At 71.9% G+C, this 14,776-nt stretch carries 11 protein-coding genes; all 11 read right to left on the bottom strand.

The features are described from left to right. Nucleotides 1-10: 10 nt before the first annotated feature. Genes RNB18_RS37920 through RNB18_RS37870 form a run of 11 tightly spaced genes read right to left on the bottom strand, consistent with a single transcriptional unit; the run spans nt 11 to nt 14,766 of the window. Complete coding sequence (locus tag RNB18_RS37920; RefSeq protein ID WP_311718639.1) at nt 11-547, bottom strand: phage baseplate assembly protein V; 537 nt, start codon at nt 545-547, stop codon at nt 11-13. A 39-nt stretch (nt 548-586) separates the two neighbouring features. Next, the gene (locus tag RNB18_RS37915; RefSeq protein ID WP_266379057.1) at nt 587-1,726 is read right to left on the bottom strand and encodes a hypothetical protein; all 1,140 of its coding nucleotides are present in this window, start codon (nt 1,724-1,726) and stop codon (nt 587-589) included. Further along, nucleotides 1,719-2,075 (bottom strand): hypothetical protein, encoded by a 357-nt coding sequence (locus tag RNB18_RS37910; protein WP_311718638.1) that lies wholly within the window; start codon nt 2,073-2,075, stop codon nt 1,719-1,721. Before RNB18_RS37910 ends, RNB18_RS37915 begins: the two co-directional genes overlap by 8 nt. Before the next feature lie 11 nt (nt 2,076-2,086). Next, nucleotides 2,087-2,770 (bottom strand): hypothetical protein, encoded by a 684-nt coding sequence (locus RNB18_RS37905; protein ID WP_311718636.1) that lies wholly within the window; start codon nt 2,768-2,770, stop codon nt 2,087-2,089. Then, nucleotides 2,767-3,351 carry a HEAT repeat domain-containing protein gene (locus RNB18_RS37900; protein ID WP_311718635.1) on the bottom strand — a complete coding sequence of 195 codons (585 nt, stop codon included), beginning with the start codon at nt 3,349-3,351 and terminating at the stop codon, nt 2,767-2,769. Before RNB18_RS37900 ends, RNB18_RS37905 begins: the two co-directional genes overlap by 4 nt. Then, the gene (locus RNB18_RS37895) at nt 3,344-10,039 is read right to left on the bottom strand and encodes an eCIS core domain-containing protein (protein WP_311718633.1); all 6,696 of its coding nucleotides are present in this window, start codon (nt 10,037-10,039) and stop codon (nt 3,344-3,346) included. The genes RNB18_RS37900 and RNB18_RS37895 overlap by 8 nt, the downstream gene beginning before the upstream one ends. Then, the gene (locus tag RNB18_RS37890; RefSeq protein ID WP_311718632.1) at nt 10,036-10,326 is read right to left on the bottom strand and encodes a hypothetical protein; all 291 of its coding nucleotides are present in this window, start codon (nt 10,324-10,326) and stop codon (nt 10,036-10,038) included. Before RNB18_RS37890 ends, RNB18_RS37895 begins: the two co-directional genes overlap by 4 nt. After that, nucleotides 10,317-12,254 (bottom strand): ATP-binding protein, encoded by a 1,938-nt coding sequence (locus RNB18_RS37885; RefSeq protein ID WP_311718686.1) that lies wholly within the window; start codon nt 12,252-12,254, stop codon nt 10,317-10,319. The genes RNB18_RS37890 and RNB18_RS37885 overlap by 10 nt, the downstream gene beginning before the upstream one ends. Before the next feature lie 33 nt (nt 12,255-12,287). Continuing rightward, the gene (locus tag RNB18_RS37880; RefSeq protein ID WP_311718631.1) at nt 12,288-13,121 is read right to left on the bottom strand and encodes a DUF4255 domain-containing protein; all 834 of its coding nucleotides are present in this window, start codon (nt 13,119-13,121) and stop codon (nt 12,288-12,290) included. A gap of 33 nt (nt 13,122-13,154) precedes the next feature. Then, on the bottom strand, nt 13,155-13,868 hold the full coding sequence (locus RNB18_RS37875; RefSeq protein WP_311718629.1) for a hypothetical protein: 714 nt from the start codon (nt 13,866-13,868) through the stop codon (nt 13,155-13,157). Next, nucleotides 13,861-14,766, bottom strand: a complete 906-nt coding sequence (locus tag RNB18_RS37870) for a hypothetical protein (RefSeq protein WP_311718628.1) — start codon at nt 14,764-14,766, stop codon at nt 13,861-13,863. The genes RNB18_RS37875 and RNB18_RS37870 overlap by 8 nt, the downstream gene beginning before the upstream one ends. Nucleotides 14,767-14,776: the final 10 nt, after the last annotated feature.

Genomic DNA, 14,776 nt, shown 5'->3' with positions numbered 1-14,776 from the left:
CCCCCGTTGTCTATCGCTTGGAGAGGACGGTCAACTGGCCCTCGTTGATGGTCACTTCACGGCCGCGCAGGATGACCTCGGCACCCGCGCCGGTCGCGATCACCACGGCTTCCTTCGTGATGCGGATGTACGCGCCGCCCTGGGCCTGGAGCAGGATTCCCTGCTCGGCACCGGCGGTGTCGTTGAGCACGAGCTTGTGGGCCGCCGGGGTCTGTACGACGACGGGCTTGTTCGGCGAGTTGGCCTGGAGCTCGCGGCGGGCGTCGGGCGGCAGTTCCTCGGCGGCGCCGTACCAGCAGCCGGTCCACACCGGGAAGCTGGGATCCCCCTGCTCGAACTCCACCCACACGCCCGCGCCGGGCGGCGGCACCACGAACTGCCCCGACTCCGGGCCGGTGAACGGCAGGCAGGGCAGCGCCCAGGTGGACGGCTCGTCGCCGAGGACGTCCGGGACCTCGACGGTGATGCGGCCGATCCGCAGGGGGTCGTCGTTGTTCACGACCCGGCCGCGGAACTTGCCGAGGTAGCGGTTGCTGGGTGCCGCCATGGTGGGGAACTCCTGGTGGGTCTTGAGACAGTCGCTGTATTAGGGCCGGACGTAGTCGCTGCGGGCTTCGAGGCCTTCGCGCGAGATCGTGAAGTTCTGCTGGAACGAGCCCGGACGCAGGGTGTGCGTCACGGACTTGACGTAGTAGTCGCCGTCGTACGCCCGCCCCGAACCGCGTACCCCGACCAGTTGGCGGGGCTGGAGGATGTAGCCGTGCCGGTTGACGTCCAGCGATCCCGAGCCGGAGACGACGTCGGCGGAGACGGCGGCACGGGCCAGCAACTCGGCCTCGGCCTGCTCGCGTTGCTGCTTGGCCGTGCCGGAGAGCGTCTTGCGCTTGAGGGCCGGGGTGGGCCGTCTGCCGAGCGGCGGGCGCAGGGGGCTGATCGCCGGCTGGGGCAGCAGGGTGGACACCCGGGTCCCGGGGTCCTGCCAGCGGGCCTGCGGCTCCTCGCGGGCCGTGCCGTCGTAGGCGAACGTGAGCTGGTCGACCGTGGAGTTGGCGTCCATGTTGACGTTGAGGGCGTGCTGGCGGATGCCGAGGCGGACCTCGGGGCCCCAACGGGCGGAGGACTGACCGGGGTTGGGGCCCGGCTCCAGATAGAAGGTGTAGCCGTTGGCGTTCGCGAGCTCGGTGACGTACTGGAGGTCGGTGCCCGTCTGGTAGTGCACGCGCAGGTCCTGGTGCGGGGGTTGGGCGATCTTCTCGGTGTAGACGTCGGGCCGGATGCCGTAGTCGGAGTAGCGGCGCAGGATGTTCAGGACCCGCTCGGAGGGCGGGAGGTTCGGGTAGCGGGCGGTGCGCTCCTCCAGGTCGAGGAGGAGGGTCAGGTCCTCGCCGGTGACGGTGAGGGTGGAGTGGCCGGGCTGGTTGCTGGTGCCGACCTCCTGCCGGACGATCAGGCCGTCGAAGAGCACGTCGGGGGTGCCCCGGACGCTGACGGTGACGATGATCCGGGTCTTCGGGTCGAAGAACCCCTCGGGCAGGAGCCGCCGGTTGATGAGCCCGTTCTTGGTGAGGTCGAAGGCCAGCTGGAAGCCGCTGCGCTCCCCCGCCGTGGCGGTGATCTGCGCGGACAGCAGCGCCTCGGTGACCTCGGCCGGGACGGGCCGGGCGAGCTTGGGCCCCATGAGGAGCGTGATGTGGACGGGCCCCTGCCCGACGGGGAGTTCAGACACCGCGGTGGCCTCCCCCGGCCTCGGGCAGTTCGATGGTCCGCCCCGCCTCGTCGGTCAACTCGCGTGGATCGAGGACGGGGTTGGCGTCGGCGAGACGCCACCACTGGGCCGGGTCGCCGAAGTAGTGCTGCGCGAGGAGGTCGGGCCGCTCGCCTGCGCCGACCGTGTGGTCCTGCGTCTCCTGCTGGTCGAGGGGCGGCAGCAACCGCCGCTTTGTGTACCGGACTTCGGTCCCGTCGGCCTGTCGGTGCACGCCGATCTCGGCGTCGTGGTACCGGCTGGTGCGGGGGTAGGGATGGGCGCCGGGTATCGCGCCCAGGGCGTTCTCGTACGGCTCTGTTCCGGCCATGGTGTGCTTCGTCAGCCCCTTCCGCTCAGTGCGCCGCCGCCCAGTCCCAGCGCGCCGAGGCTTCCGCCGCGGGCGGCCGCGGCGAGCCGCTCCTTCTGCGCGAGGTGTGCCATGTAGAGATCGGCGCCGCGGTGTCCCGCGGGCAGGTCGCTGACCGTGAGGATCTTCATCCCGATGCCGAGGGAGGCCCGGATGGGGTTGAGGTTCACGTCGAAGGCGGATTCGTTGACGGACAGCTCGGTCAGCCGCACCGGCATGACCCGCTTGCTCCCCCACGTGAACAGCGTCAGCGGCATCTCGATCGGGCTGATCTCGATGGTCCCCTTCTGCGACAGCCTGCTCGCGGCGCGCAGTTGCTCGGTCGTCGGCTGCACCAGCATTTCCAGCGTCGCGAGTTGCGGGTAGATGCCGTCGGGCGCCGCGATCTCGAACTGGTCGGTCGCGTCGATCTCCGCCGTGAACTTCCACGACTCCTGCGCGGGCCCCTTCAGCCGCAACGCCTCGTTCCGGTCCCCGCTCCCCGTCCCCCCACTTCCACCATCACCACTGTCACCGGCGGACTGGGGGGCGACGGTGCGCTCCAGGGTGTCCGGGTTGAACTGGAGGACGATGACGCGTTGGGGGGTGCCGGTGTCGGGGTTGACCACGACCAGGCCGGAGCGGATGGGTTTGGGGATGTCGGCGTAGCGGGTCACGAGCCGCCCCCTTCGAAGTCGTTGAGCAGGTCGCGGGCGGACTGCCGCACGCGTTCGTCGGGATCCCGGGACGCCAGCTCCCGCAGCAGGTCGAGCGACTGCGGCCAGTCCAGATAGGTGGTCGACCAGGCGGCGGCGTTCCTGACGAAGGGGTCGGGATCCTGAGCTGCCGCGGTGAGGGCCTGGAAGAGCTCGGCATCGAATTCCGGTTCGGCCGCTAGTGCGACACGCACGACGGCCGGAATCCTCTCCTGCGGATCTTCTGCCGCGCCCGGACCGGCTACCACCTCCGCACGAGACATGACCGGTACGAAGACGGACATCCGATGCGCGAGGTCCGCGACCTGTTCGTCGTCGTGGCCGAAGGCGATCACGACGCATGCCTGCGTGGTGATGTCCTCCACCATGCTCAGCCAGAGGCCCGTCGCCGGCGCCCACGTCCTGAAGACCATGTAGGCGGCCGACTCCTCGCCCTCGTTGGTCTCGACGAGGTGCCACTCTCCCGCGCTCGTGACCATTTCCACGGATTCCCGCCCTGCGGGAGGGCGGAGAACCATCCGGATGTCGTGCTGCTCAGCCACGCTTCAACCTCGCTCTGAATGCCGCGTCGTCGGGAAGGCCGAGTTGGCCCCGCATCTCGTCCCAGACCTTCTCAAGGAACTCGCCCTGCGCCTTTCGTTTGTTCTGTTCGCTGGAGAAGTCCAGGTCCATGGAGTCGGCCCAGATCTTCATGGAGGCGGCCATTCTCCGAAGGACCTCTTCGGCAGCGCCCGACGGCTGCGGCTCGACCTTGTTCCTGACCTGGCTGCCGACGTCCTCCCACAGCCCCTTGACGCCTCGGCCGCTGTCGATGCCGAACGTGTCCCGCACGAACTTGGGGCTCAGCTTGAACTGGGCGGCCACCTTCGACAGTTCGGGCTGCTGGGAGCTGAGCATGCGGTTGCCCTCGTTGGCCTGGGCCAGGTTGCTGGGTATGACCAGACCGGACGTGGTGAGTGACTGGCTCTTCAGAGCGTCATCCAGGAAGGTGTCGGCCCCCGCTCCACGGCGCAGTCCCAGGAGTGCTTCGAGGTCCCGACCTGCGGCGGCGCCGCCCTTGTTCTTGTCGGGGCCCGTCGTGCCGTAGTCACCCTTGCGCCCGGACAGCGGCAACCCTGGGAGGGACTGTGCGATGTGCTGCCCGCCGCGGGCGGAAGCCGCCGCCACACTCAGGTTCGGAACTGCCGAAAACGGCGACCGACCGGTCTCGATCCGACCGAGCAGCACACCCATGAGTCCGTACCGGTTCAGCTTCGCGAGCTCGTCGGAGCTGAGGTCGGAGGCGTTCGCCTGCCACAGCCCGCTGGTCCGCGTGCCCGCCTGGACGTCGAGCACGCCCTGCCCGGCCTCTTGGGCGCTGCTCTGCCCAAGTGCTCCGACCTCGTCCGCGTAGGCCGGCGGCACCACCGTGTTTCCCGGTGTCAGCTTGACGTTGCCGAAGGTGGGCTGCTGCTGGTTCAGTCCGAGCGTGGGCGAATGGGCCTGGGCGTTGGGCCCCGTCAGGGTGAGGATCTCGTGGGTCTTCGGCACCATGGGCGACTGACCGGCGTTGCGCAGCATGCCCAGTCCGGACGTCCCGGCGCTCGCCGTCCGTCCTGGCCTCCGAGAGCCGGTCGGCGGTCCCATCTCCGTGGCCTGGTCGCGTGTCTTCTGCATGTCGGTGGCCTTGGCGACCATCGCGTCAAGAGCGTCGCCCAGCTCCGTCCCTTCCATGCTGAGGCCCTTGGCGACCTCCAGGAGCGGGTTGAGGCGAGCGTCGATGTGGAAGCGTCCGCCGCCGTTGACCCCCAGGTCGGTGAGGCGGTACCACAGCCGCATGCCCGCCAGGGCGGCACGCATGACGGGACGGCGTACCCCCTTGTCCAGCATGCGGGTCACCCGCGGACGAATCCGCGCCACGATCTTCTGAAGCCGCGCCTCCTTCGACTCCTTGGACTTCTCGTCCTTGCGCCGCCGGTCCTGGTTCCGCCGCTTCTGCTCGTGCTGGCGCCGCTTGTCCTCGCGGAGCCGGTCCTTCTTCCTCCGGAAGAGGTTGCGCAGCTTCGAGGCGCCGTTCTTCAGGGCCTTGCCGACCTTGGTCTTCTTCAGTTTTCGGCCGAGGGTCTTCGCCGCGTTGCCTGCCTTCTTCAGGGCGGACTTGACCGCGCCCTTGGCCTTCGACAGGGCTTTCGCCGCAGGGGACTTGGGCTTCCTGGGCTTGGTCGGCTTGGGGCCCTCGATCTCCTTCTTCTTCTTGGACGGGGCCTGGGACTTGCTGTCCGGAGCCTTGTCCCTGGCGGGCTTCGCGGTGTCCTTCGGCTTCGTCGCCGTCGGCTCCGGCTTCGCCGGTCCCTTCGGCGTGGCCGTGTCCTTCGGCTTCACCGGAGACTTCGGATCCGGCGAGGCCTCACCCTTCGGCCTGCGCGCGGCGGCCGGTGCCGCGATCTTCTGGCGGGCGTTGCGCAGGGCGCCCCGTGCCGAGTTGACCGCTGCTCCCGCCGCCTTCTTCGCGCCGCCGGCGGTCTTCTTCAGGCCTTCCAGGATCTTCTGGGACATGGCCTTCAGCCGCTTGCCGACGCCCTTGGTCGCCGAGGACAGGCGCTGGAGGAGGAAGTTGGTGATGAAGTCCAGGAGGGCGACGACACCGGCCGCGACCGCCTCCGCGAACAAGCATGCCGCGGGGCCCGCCTTCACCGCCTTGAGGTAGGCCCAGAACTTCCCGAACGCCGAGAGGATCGAGCTGATGCTCTGCCAGGCCGCCATCAGGCCCTGGACGATCGTCAGGATCGCCCCCGCGGCGGGGACGATCATCGAGACGACCTTCTCTATGACCAGGGACGCGATCATCATGGGCAGCGACGCGATGATCGCGTCCCACGCCATCTTGCCGATCTGCTTGATCGACACGCAGCCCTTGACCAGCACGTCGATGACGGCCCTGCCGAGCCCGAGGATCCCCTCGACCTTGGTGTCGAACCACTGCTTGACCGCCACCTTGATGGCGCCCCAGAGGTGGTCGGTGATGCCGGTCTTGGCCGAGCTGCCCGCCTTGGAGATCCAGCCGCCCGGGTCGGGCGCGATGTCGGCGACCAGGGCGGCGAACTTGCCCAGCGCCTCGATCGCCGCCTGCGCGAACTTGATCGCTCCGACGATCACGGCCTGGTAGGCCTTGATGACCGCCTTCAGGCCCGCCTCAAGGACGGTGAGCAGCGCGTTCAGACCGGCCGCCAGCGCGTCCAGCAAGGTGTTGACGGCCTTCTTCAGGCCCTCCGCCAGCTCGTTGACCTTAGCGATGGCCGCGTCCCGCAGCCCCTCGATCGCCTTGCGGAAGCGGTCCCGCAGCTCCGGGAACGCGGCCAGGAGCACGTCCCCGATCGCGATCAGGACGTCGGCGAGCGCGTTGATCGCCTTTACGGCCAGGTCGCGGACGAAGTCGATCGCCGCGTTGGCCCACTCCTTGAACTTGTCGATGATCCCGTTGACCGCGGCCCGGGCGGCCTCGAAGACCTTGGTGACCGCCTCAAGGAGGCCCTTGAAGAAATCGGCGACCTTGTCGGCGATCCAGCCGAGCAGACCCCCGGAGGGCTTCTCCTCCTCCTTCTTCTTCTCGGCCTCCTTCTCGGCGTTCTCGCGCTCGGTGTCGATCTGCGCGTTGTCCTTGTCCTTGCGCTCGCCGACCTCCTTGTCCTTGTCGTCGCGCGCCTTGACGATCTCCTTGTTGCTCTTGCCGTGCTCGTCCTCGGACTTGCTGTCCGCGTCCTCGATCTTCCTGTCCTGCTCGGCCCGCCAGTCCGTGCGCTGCCGCTGTGTCTCCTGGGCGACCCGGCCGCGTTCGGCGGTCTGCTGCGCGGTGTTGCGCTCGACCTCGCGGTCGATCTCGGTCTGCTTCTCCTGCTTGGCCCGCTGTTCGCCCTGCTGGTGTTCCTTCTCCTTGGAACCGAGGTCGCTCTGCGCCGTGCCGGAGGCGCCGACGATCTCGCTGCCCTTCTCCTGCTTGGCGACCGCGCCGACTCCGGCCTTCGCGGCGGGAGTCGCCTCCAGCCCGCCGCCCTTGCCGCGTCCACCGCCGCCCGATGCCTTGCCGGTCAACTGCTCCCGGGGAGCGTCGGGGAAGATCTGGTCCTCGCCCAGCGGCTTGGCCGCGTCCTCGCGCCCGGTCGCCTGGAGGTCGGACTGCTTGTCCTTGAGCGCCCCGGCCTGGTCGTCGGTGCGGGTCGGGTCGCTCGCGCCCTCCAGCCGGATCTTCGGCGCGGGGCCGACCGTCTTGTTCTCCAGGACCGGGTCCGTGGTGGGAATGGCGTCGGCCGCGGCCTCGACGTTGGCGGCCTCGGCCTCACTCAGCCCCTTGTCGGGCACGGCGGGGGGCGGCGGCGGAGGCACATTCTCGGCGGGCTGCCGGCCCTCGGCCTTCTCCCCGCCCTTGGCCTTCTGCTTCTCGGCCTGGTCCTCCGGACCGAGCTTCTCCACCTTCCCGGTGACCTGCGCCGCCGCCGGGGCCGCCTCGGGCGGCCCCGAACGCGTCTCGGGCGCGCCGGAGGGACGTTCCTTCGTGGGCGGCGCGGCGTCGAGCCGCTGCTGCTCCTCGCCGATCTTCTTGTCCGCGGCCTTGTCCACCCCGGGCATGGCGGCGGCCGCCTGGTCGGGCGCCAGCTTGCCGACGGTCTGTACGGCCGCCTTGGGGTCCTGTCCCGAGACGTCCGGCGGCTCCGGCTGCTTCTCCTCGGCAGCGGCCTCGCCGCCACCGCCGCCGCAACTCCCCTGCCCGCCCTCGTCCTTCTCGGGTGCGGGCGCGGGCGGTGCACAGCCGCCGCCGTCCTTCTCCAGGGACGCCTCGGGCCGGGGCGCGGCGGCCTCCGCCGTCTGTCCGGGCGTGTCGGTCTGCTCGGCGGCCGGGCTCACCGCCGCCTGCGCGGCGGACGGCGCGGCACCGGGTCCGGCAGCGGTCGTCGGCCCGGTCTTCTGGGCGGTCCCGACGGGTCCGCGCGGTGCGGCACCGGGCCCGCTCTCCTTGGGCACCCGGCTCTTGGCCTGCGGGGCCTCGCGCTCGGACCTGGGCGGTTCGGCGCCACGCCGGGCGGCGGGCGAGGGGTCGCGGTCCTCGACCGGCGTCCTGGGTGTCTGCGCCCCGGCAGGCTTCGTTACGGCGGCCACGGCCGGGGACGGGGCGGCGGGCGCCGGTGCCTGGGCGCCCGACTGCGGCTGTACGGCCGTACGATCCCGCTGCTCACGCGCGTCGTCCTGCGTGTCCTTGGCGTCCGGCTCCTCGTCGTCCCGGTCGGAGTCACCGGACTCGGAGTCGTCCCTGGCCTGCTCCTTCTCCTGCCGCTGCTCGGGGTCGGGCTTCTCGGCCTCGGGCTCGGGGCGCTCCTTGTCCTGGGCCGCGAGGTCCGGGCCGACCTCCTGGTCGAGCGGCTTCTCGGTCTCCTGAAGGTCCTTGGTGCCGCGGTCCTGGTTCTGGGCGGCGGGCCCGTTCTCGGGCTGCGGGGCCTCGCCCTCGACGGGACCCTCGTCCTGGCCGGGGGCCTTGGGCTCGGGTGCGGCCGCCTCCTCGTCCTGCTCGCGTTCCCGGTTCTCCCGCTCCTGCTCGATCTTCTCGGCCTTGGTGGGCGGCGGGGTGGGAAAGGAGGGCGGGGACGGCTCGGGGGCGCCGGGTTCGAGGCTGTCCGCGGTCGGTACGGCGGACAGGTCGAGGTCGGTCTCGGGGAGGTGGTCCTCGGGCTTGATCCCGGGTTCGCGCTCGGCACCCGCGGCCTTGGCGTCGTCGTCGGCGCCGCCCGCGACCTCGTTGTCGGCGCCTGCTTCGAGACCGAGCGGCCGTTCCTCCTCGCGCGGTTCGGTCTCGGCGCCGCCGTCCTCGTCCTTCTCGTTCAGCCCGTGCTCGGACAGCGCGGAGTCGGGCTGTTCGGCGCGCTCGTCGACCTTCTCCGGGCGTACGGGGCCGGGCTGGGCCTTCTGCTTCGGGTCCGGTTCCTCGCGCTTGGACCCGGCGGCGGGCTGGGTCTGGTCGTCCCGGCGCTTGCGCTTGTCGGCGCCCGGCTCGGCGGCCTGCTTCGGGTCGGCCTCCTCGCGCTCGCGTTGCTCCTTGCGCTCCTCCTTGGCCTGTTCGGTGCCCTCCTGCTGTCCCTCGGCATGCGCGTCGGCGGCCTGGTCGGTGCGTTCGCGGTCGGCGGAGGCCTGTTCGTCCTGCTGCTGCTGTTCCTCGCGGGCCTGCCTGCGGGAGGCGTTGCGCTCGTCCTCCTGCTCGGTGCGCTGCGCGGACTCCTGGTCCTCGGTGGCGGCGTCGGTCTGCTTCCGGCTGCGGTCCCCGGAGCTCTTGTCGTCGCGGTTCCTGGCGTCCTTCTGTTCCTCGCGGGCGTCAGCGGTCCGCCGCTCCTCCGAACTCCGCTCCGACTCCTGCTTCTTCTGCCACTGGACGCGTTCCACGCCGAGCGCTTCGAAGAGGTCGATCTCGGGCAACGGCACGTCGGCGGGCTGCAACTCGGGCGGGCCGGGGCCGTCGGCCTGATCGGCGAGGTCGAGGAGGCGCTCGTACTCCGGTGTGAGCAGTCGTGATTCCAGCCGCTCCACGACCGCGTCCTCCAACTGCTCGGACATGCGGGCGAGTTGGAGGCGGACGCGGCCGGAGGCGTCGGTGGGGTCGCCGCGCAGGCTGCGCAGCACGTTGCCCGCGAGCCTGTCCACGAGGGTCGCGGGGTCGACGGCCTCGGCGCGCATCCGGTCGGCGTCGACGGTGGTGTACCGCAGCCAGCCGGGGGTGGCCTGGCCCTCCTCGACCTGCGGGGCGGGCTCCTCCCGCGAGGTCGCCTGTACGGCGGCCTCGGCCTCCCGTTCGATGGCCTGCTGCGGCAGGCTGACGGCGCCCAGCTCACGGCCGGCCCGCAGCGCGCCGAGGCCGTGCGCGTTCTGCACGGTGTGCTGGAGCTCGTGGGTGAGCAGGCGGCGGCCCTCGTCCGTGCCCGGCTTGAAGGCACCCTCGCGGAAGAAGACGTCCTGGCCGACGGCGACCGCGTCCGCGCCGAGCAGCTCGGTCAGCTGCCCGGCGTCCCGGCCGGTGTGCAGCCGGACCCGGCTCAGGTCGTGCCCGAGCTGCTCCTCCAACTCCCGCCGTACGCCGGGGTCGAGAGGCTGTCCGGCGCCGCTGACGATGTTCTTCGGTTCGGGCGTACGGGACTTGGCGCCACGCTCCTTGCGCTTACGGCGGCGCTGCTCGGCGGTCTGTTCCGCGCCGGCGTCCTGGGTCCGGGAGCTCACCGGCTCACCTCCCCGTGTCCGCTCAGTCCCTCGTGGACGGCCCGCGCCAGCTCCTGGCCGAGGCGTCGCGCGGAGAGGCCCGCGGGCAGGGGCGGCAGCCCGGACAGGGCGTCGACGGCCAGCGACCCGTGCGCGGCCAACGGCACCCCGTGCAGCCGTACGAGACGGGTCAGTTCGTGCTCGAAGGCGGCCGAGACGCGCTCCGGGTCGGCCCGGAAGCCGTCCAGCACCAACTCCCCTATCTCGACGCGGAACTTCGAAGGCTCACCGATAGGACTCACACCCATCCGCGCACCTCCGTGGGCGTCAGCGAGCGCTCCAGCTTCAGGTACTCGGTGCGGGCCGCGGCGAGCATGTGCCGCATCTGGAGCCGGTCACCCTCCTCGGCGGCGAGGAAGGCGCCGGACAGGGCGATGTTGCGGATCGAGCCGCCGGCGACGGTGAGCTGGGCGAGCAGTGAAGGGTCGATGTCCTTCACCGGTGCCTGCGGCGGCAGCACGCGGCGCCAGATCTCGGCGCGTTCGTCCTCGGCCGGGAAGGGGAAGTCGACGACGAAGCGGATGCGCCGCAGGAACGCCGTGTCGAGGGCGTTCTTCATGTTGGTGGTGAGGACAGCGAGGCCCCGGTAGGCCTCCATGCGCATGAGCAGGTAGCTGACTTCGAGGTTGGCGTACCGGTCGTGGCTGTCCTTGACCTCGCTGCGCTTGCCGAAGAGGGCGTCGGCCTCGTCGAACAGGAGCAGGGCGCCGCCGCGTTCGGCGGCGTCGAAGACGCGGCGGAGGTTCTTCTCTGTCTCGCCGATGTACTTGCTGACGACCTGGGAGAGGTCGATGACGAACAGGTCGAGGCCGAGTTCCTGCGCCATGACCTCGGCGGCGAGGGTCTTTCCGGTGCCGGAGCCGCCCGCGAACATGGCGGTGACGCCGAGACCGCGGCGCAGGGTGGCGCCGAAGCCCCACTCCTGGTGGACGGTCGCCCGCTGCCGTACGTGCGCGACGATCTCCCGCAGCACGCTCGTCTGCCGTTCGTGCAGCACCAGGTCGTCCCAGCCGGCCTGCGGCTCGATGCGGCGGCCGAGCTCGTCCATGCCGATCCGGGCCTCGTCGAGCCCGGCCCGCCAGGCGAGTTGGGCGGCGTCCAGCTCGTCCTCGTGCGGGAGCCGGCGTCGTACGGTGGCCGCGGCGGAGCGCACGACATGCGGCGGCAGCTGGAACTGGGCCACGAGCGACCGCAGTTCTCCCACATCCAGATCGATCTCCTCGAACGCGCCCGCCCATAGACCGAGTTGCTCCTCGTCGTCCAGGCGCGGCACGGTGACCCGGGCCCCATAGGTCCGCTCCGAGCGCAGCGGGTCCTCGCTCGACACCACCACCGGTACGGCGGCTCCGGCCAGGAAGGCCTCGGTCGCCGCCCGCTGGTCGCGGTCCAGTTCGCCGGCCTCGACGAGCAGCGCGGCGGGCAGCAGGATCGCCTCGCGCTGCCACAGGCGGGAGAGCCGGTCGCGCTCCGCGGGGTCGGTCGGCACGTCCTCGGCGCTCATCGAGTAGAGCCCGAGCCCCGAGCGGGCGGCCGCGGCGGCGCCGAGGTCGGCCCGGCTGCGCAGGTCGCCGCCGGTCACCTCGACCAGTGCCCCGTTCGTCCAGCCCTCGGCGAGCCGGTTCGCGGCGAGGTCGTACGAGGGCGTCAGCGCCTCCGCCACCGGGGTGCGGCGGAGCTGCCCGTGCAGCCGGGCGTCCAGGTAGGGCGAGCCCAGCAGGAAGTGCAGGATCCGCTCGTCCAGCCGCAGCCGGGTGGTCGTCAGTCCCGCCGCGTCGTCCGGTTCGACGATCCGCCAGCGCCTGAGCGGGGCGATGGGCGTGAGCGCGCTCCAGTGCGGTTCCGCGAGGGCGGCGAGGGCGAGGGAGAAGGTCGGGAAGGCCCGCTCCGGGTCACCACAGGCGGCGGCACAGCGAGCGGCCGTCGTGGGCTCCAACTCCTGTGCGGCGGTGAGGAGTACGAGGTCCCGCTCGAAGGGGGTGAGGCTGAAGCAGGCGGTGAGGGCGTCGAGAGGAGCGGCCCCGGGGCCTGGTGCGAGTTCGGTTCCGGGGGCACGGCCGCTCCCCTCCGTGACGCGCGCCGCATGCGCGTCGACACGGGCCAGGACACGCCGGATCTCCGCGGTCAGCGTCGAACTGCCCGGATCCGCCTGCGCCGCACTCTGTTCGTACGTCCCCATGTCCTCACCTGCCCCCGTCGTCTCCATGCCGTGTCACTCCTGCGCGGGCTTGGCGGCCCGGGGCGCTGCCTTGCGCGGGCGCGCCGGGGTCTTGGCCGGGGTTTTCGCGACCGTCTTCGCCGGGGCCTTCGCCGCCTTCTTGGCCGGCGTCGCGGCGGGCGGGTCCGCCTTCTCGTGCACAACTTCTTCGGAAGCGGCTTCACTTGACGTTGCGTCAGTCTTGGACTCAGCTCCCGGCGGGACCGGCGCACCAGGCGCGCCGAATGGCAGCACCCGTACCTCGGGCCGCTCCACCGGCCTGCCCGGCACCGGGCTCTGCCGGCCGTCGATGAAGACGAGCGCCGCCTGGTAGACCACGGACAGCGTGTAGGGGGTCTGGTAGAGCATCCCCCACAGCTTCGACGTCTCGTCGACGTCCATCACCGTCGGCGTGAACCGCACCCGCTGCGCCGCCTCGACGAGGTCGCTGCCCGCCAGGTACGGCCGCTCACCGGCCTGTTCGACGACGTCCTTCGGCAGGATCGGGATCTCGTGCAGCGTGCGCACCACGGAGCCGATCAGCCGCTGCCCGACCAGTTCCCTCTCGTCTCCGTACGCGCTGATCAGGTAGTGCAGGTCGAGCGCCGCGGCGGGCCGTTTGACCAGCGTGCCGTCGGCCGCGCGGGTCGGCAGATCGTTATTGCGCTGCGAGGTGTTGGGCGTGATCTGGTAGAGGAACACCGAGACAGTCGGCTGCTCCAGCTGCGGATCGGCCGGCGGCTTGCGCGGCTCGACCTTGACGGCCTCGCCGAACTCCGGCCCCACGTTGTTCTCGATCAACAGAGCGAGGGCCTGGGTGACATGGGCGATGGCCAGTGCGTTGCTCATGACGTCAGTTCCTCGGTTCTCTCGTCGTGCCACTCACTCGCGCCCCCGTGCCAGGTAGTCGGCCAGGCTCACGGTCGCTCCGGGGCGCTGCGCGGCGCCCCGGCGTGGGCCCTTCTCCGGTGCTCCGGGGGCCGCGGTCACCTCCAGGCGTCCGATCTGCACCTGGACGACCTGCTCGGCGGCCCGGCCCGGACGCCGTGCCGCGGCCTGCCGTACGGAGTCCCGGGCCGCGGTCGTGTCGGCGGTACCGGGCCGCGGCGCCACGGCCACGGCCGGGGCGGTGTCCGTGCCCGGGCGAACGGTCCCGGTCGCCGCGGTCCGTAACGGCTCCGCCCGTCCACGGCCCGGCGCGCGCCGCACGGCGTCGGGCAGCGGCCGCGGCGCCACGGGGGCGGCGGGCCGCAGCAGCGGCGGCTCGGTGCGGGCCGTCGGCTCCGCCGGACGCGGGGCCGGCTGCTCCGGCGCCCGTGTCTCCCGTACGACGGTCCGCTCCCGTTCGGTGTGCGTGCGCGTCGGCGCGATGGCCGGACGGGGCGCCTGTGCCGGCGGTACGGCCGACGGCGTGGCCGAGGGCCACAGCAGTGTGTCCTCGTCGGGGGCCGGCGTGGCGGCCCGGACCGCCTCGATCCGCTCGAAGGGACCGGGCAGCCGTGGCCGCACGCGCGTCGCCGCCGGTCCGGGTGCCGTGTGCCGGGCGATCAGCCGGTCGAGAAAGTCGGGCCCCTCGGGGGCCGGGGAGTCAGACATCCGCGCACAGCTCCAGGTAGTAGCGGCGCCGCGTGGGGCTGAGCGCCAGGATCTCCGGCTCGCTCCAGCCGTAGGCGGTGGCGAGCAGATGGACGTCGAGCAGTACGTCCCGGGCCCAGGAGTCCAGTTCGGTCCACAGGTAGGAGGCGATGTCGAGTTCGGCCCGGGTGGCCTGCCCGCACTCCGGGCAGGCCACGTTGAGCGTCAGATCGGCGCCCGGGTCGGCCGCCTCGACCGCCTCGGCGATCCTGTGCTGGACGGCGGCGGGCAGGTCGGCTCCGGACACGGCGGCCCCGTCGCGCACCGCCGAGACCAGACACCGGGCGAGCAGCGCCGCACGCGGGTCACCGGAGCGGGCCGCAGCCGCGAGGTCACCGACTCCGGGCAGCCTGAACTCGACGTCCCAGCCGTCCTGCCGGACCCGGATGACGGAACCGGGGCCGGCCGCCGAGGAGTCACCGGCGCCGGGCGCGGGACCGTCAGGTCCGCCCACGAACCCGTCGCTCTCCGCGGCGCTGTGGACCGCGGCCACGGAGGCGGCGATCCCGTCCGCGACATCACCGGACCCGGCCGCCACGCCGTCGCCGCCGGCCGGGGACCCGAATGCCCCGCCCGTCCGCCCGCCCAGTGACCGCGCCAGCTCCCCCGCGTCCAGGTCGAACTCCATGTCCGCCCCGCACGCGGCGCACTCCAGCCGTACCTGCATCCGCTCGCCGAACAGTGCCCGGCGCAGCGTGAACAGATCCGCCTCGCGCTCGCCCACCGGCAGGACCGGCAGCCGCCCCGCCGCCACGTCCGGCCGTGCCGTGCGGTGCAGCAGCAGTGCCCGCCCGGTCGCCGGCTCGCCGAGCCCCGCCTCCCAGGCGGCCAGCAGCTCGGCCGCCCCGGTGATCGCCATCTCCGCCCCC

It is taken from the genome of Streptomyces doebereineriae, assembly GCF_031845645.1.
Lineage (GTDB): Bacteria > Actinomycetota > Actinomycetes > Streptomycetales > Streptomycetaceae > Streptomyces > Streptomyces canus.
This window is presented reverse-complemented; position numbering and strand designations above follow the sequence as displayed.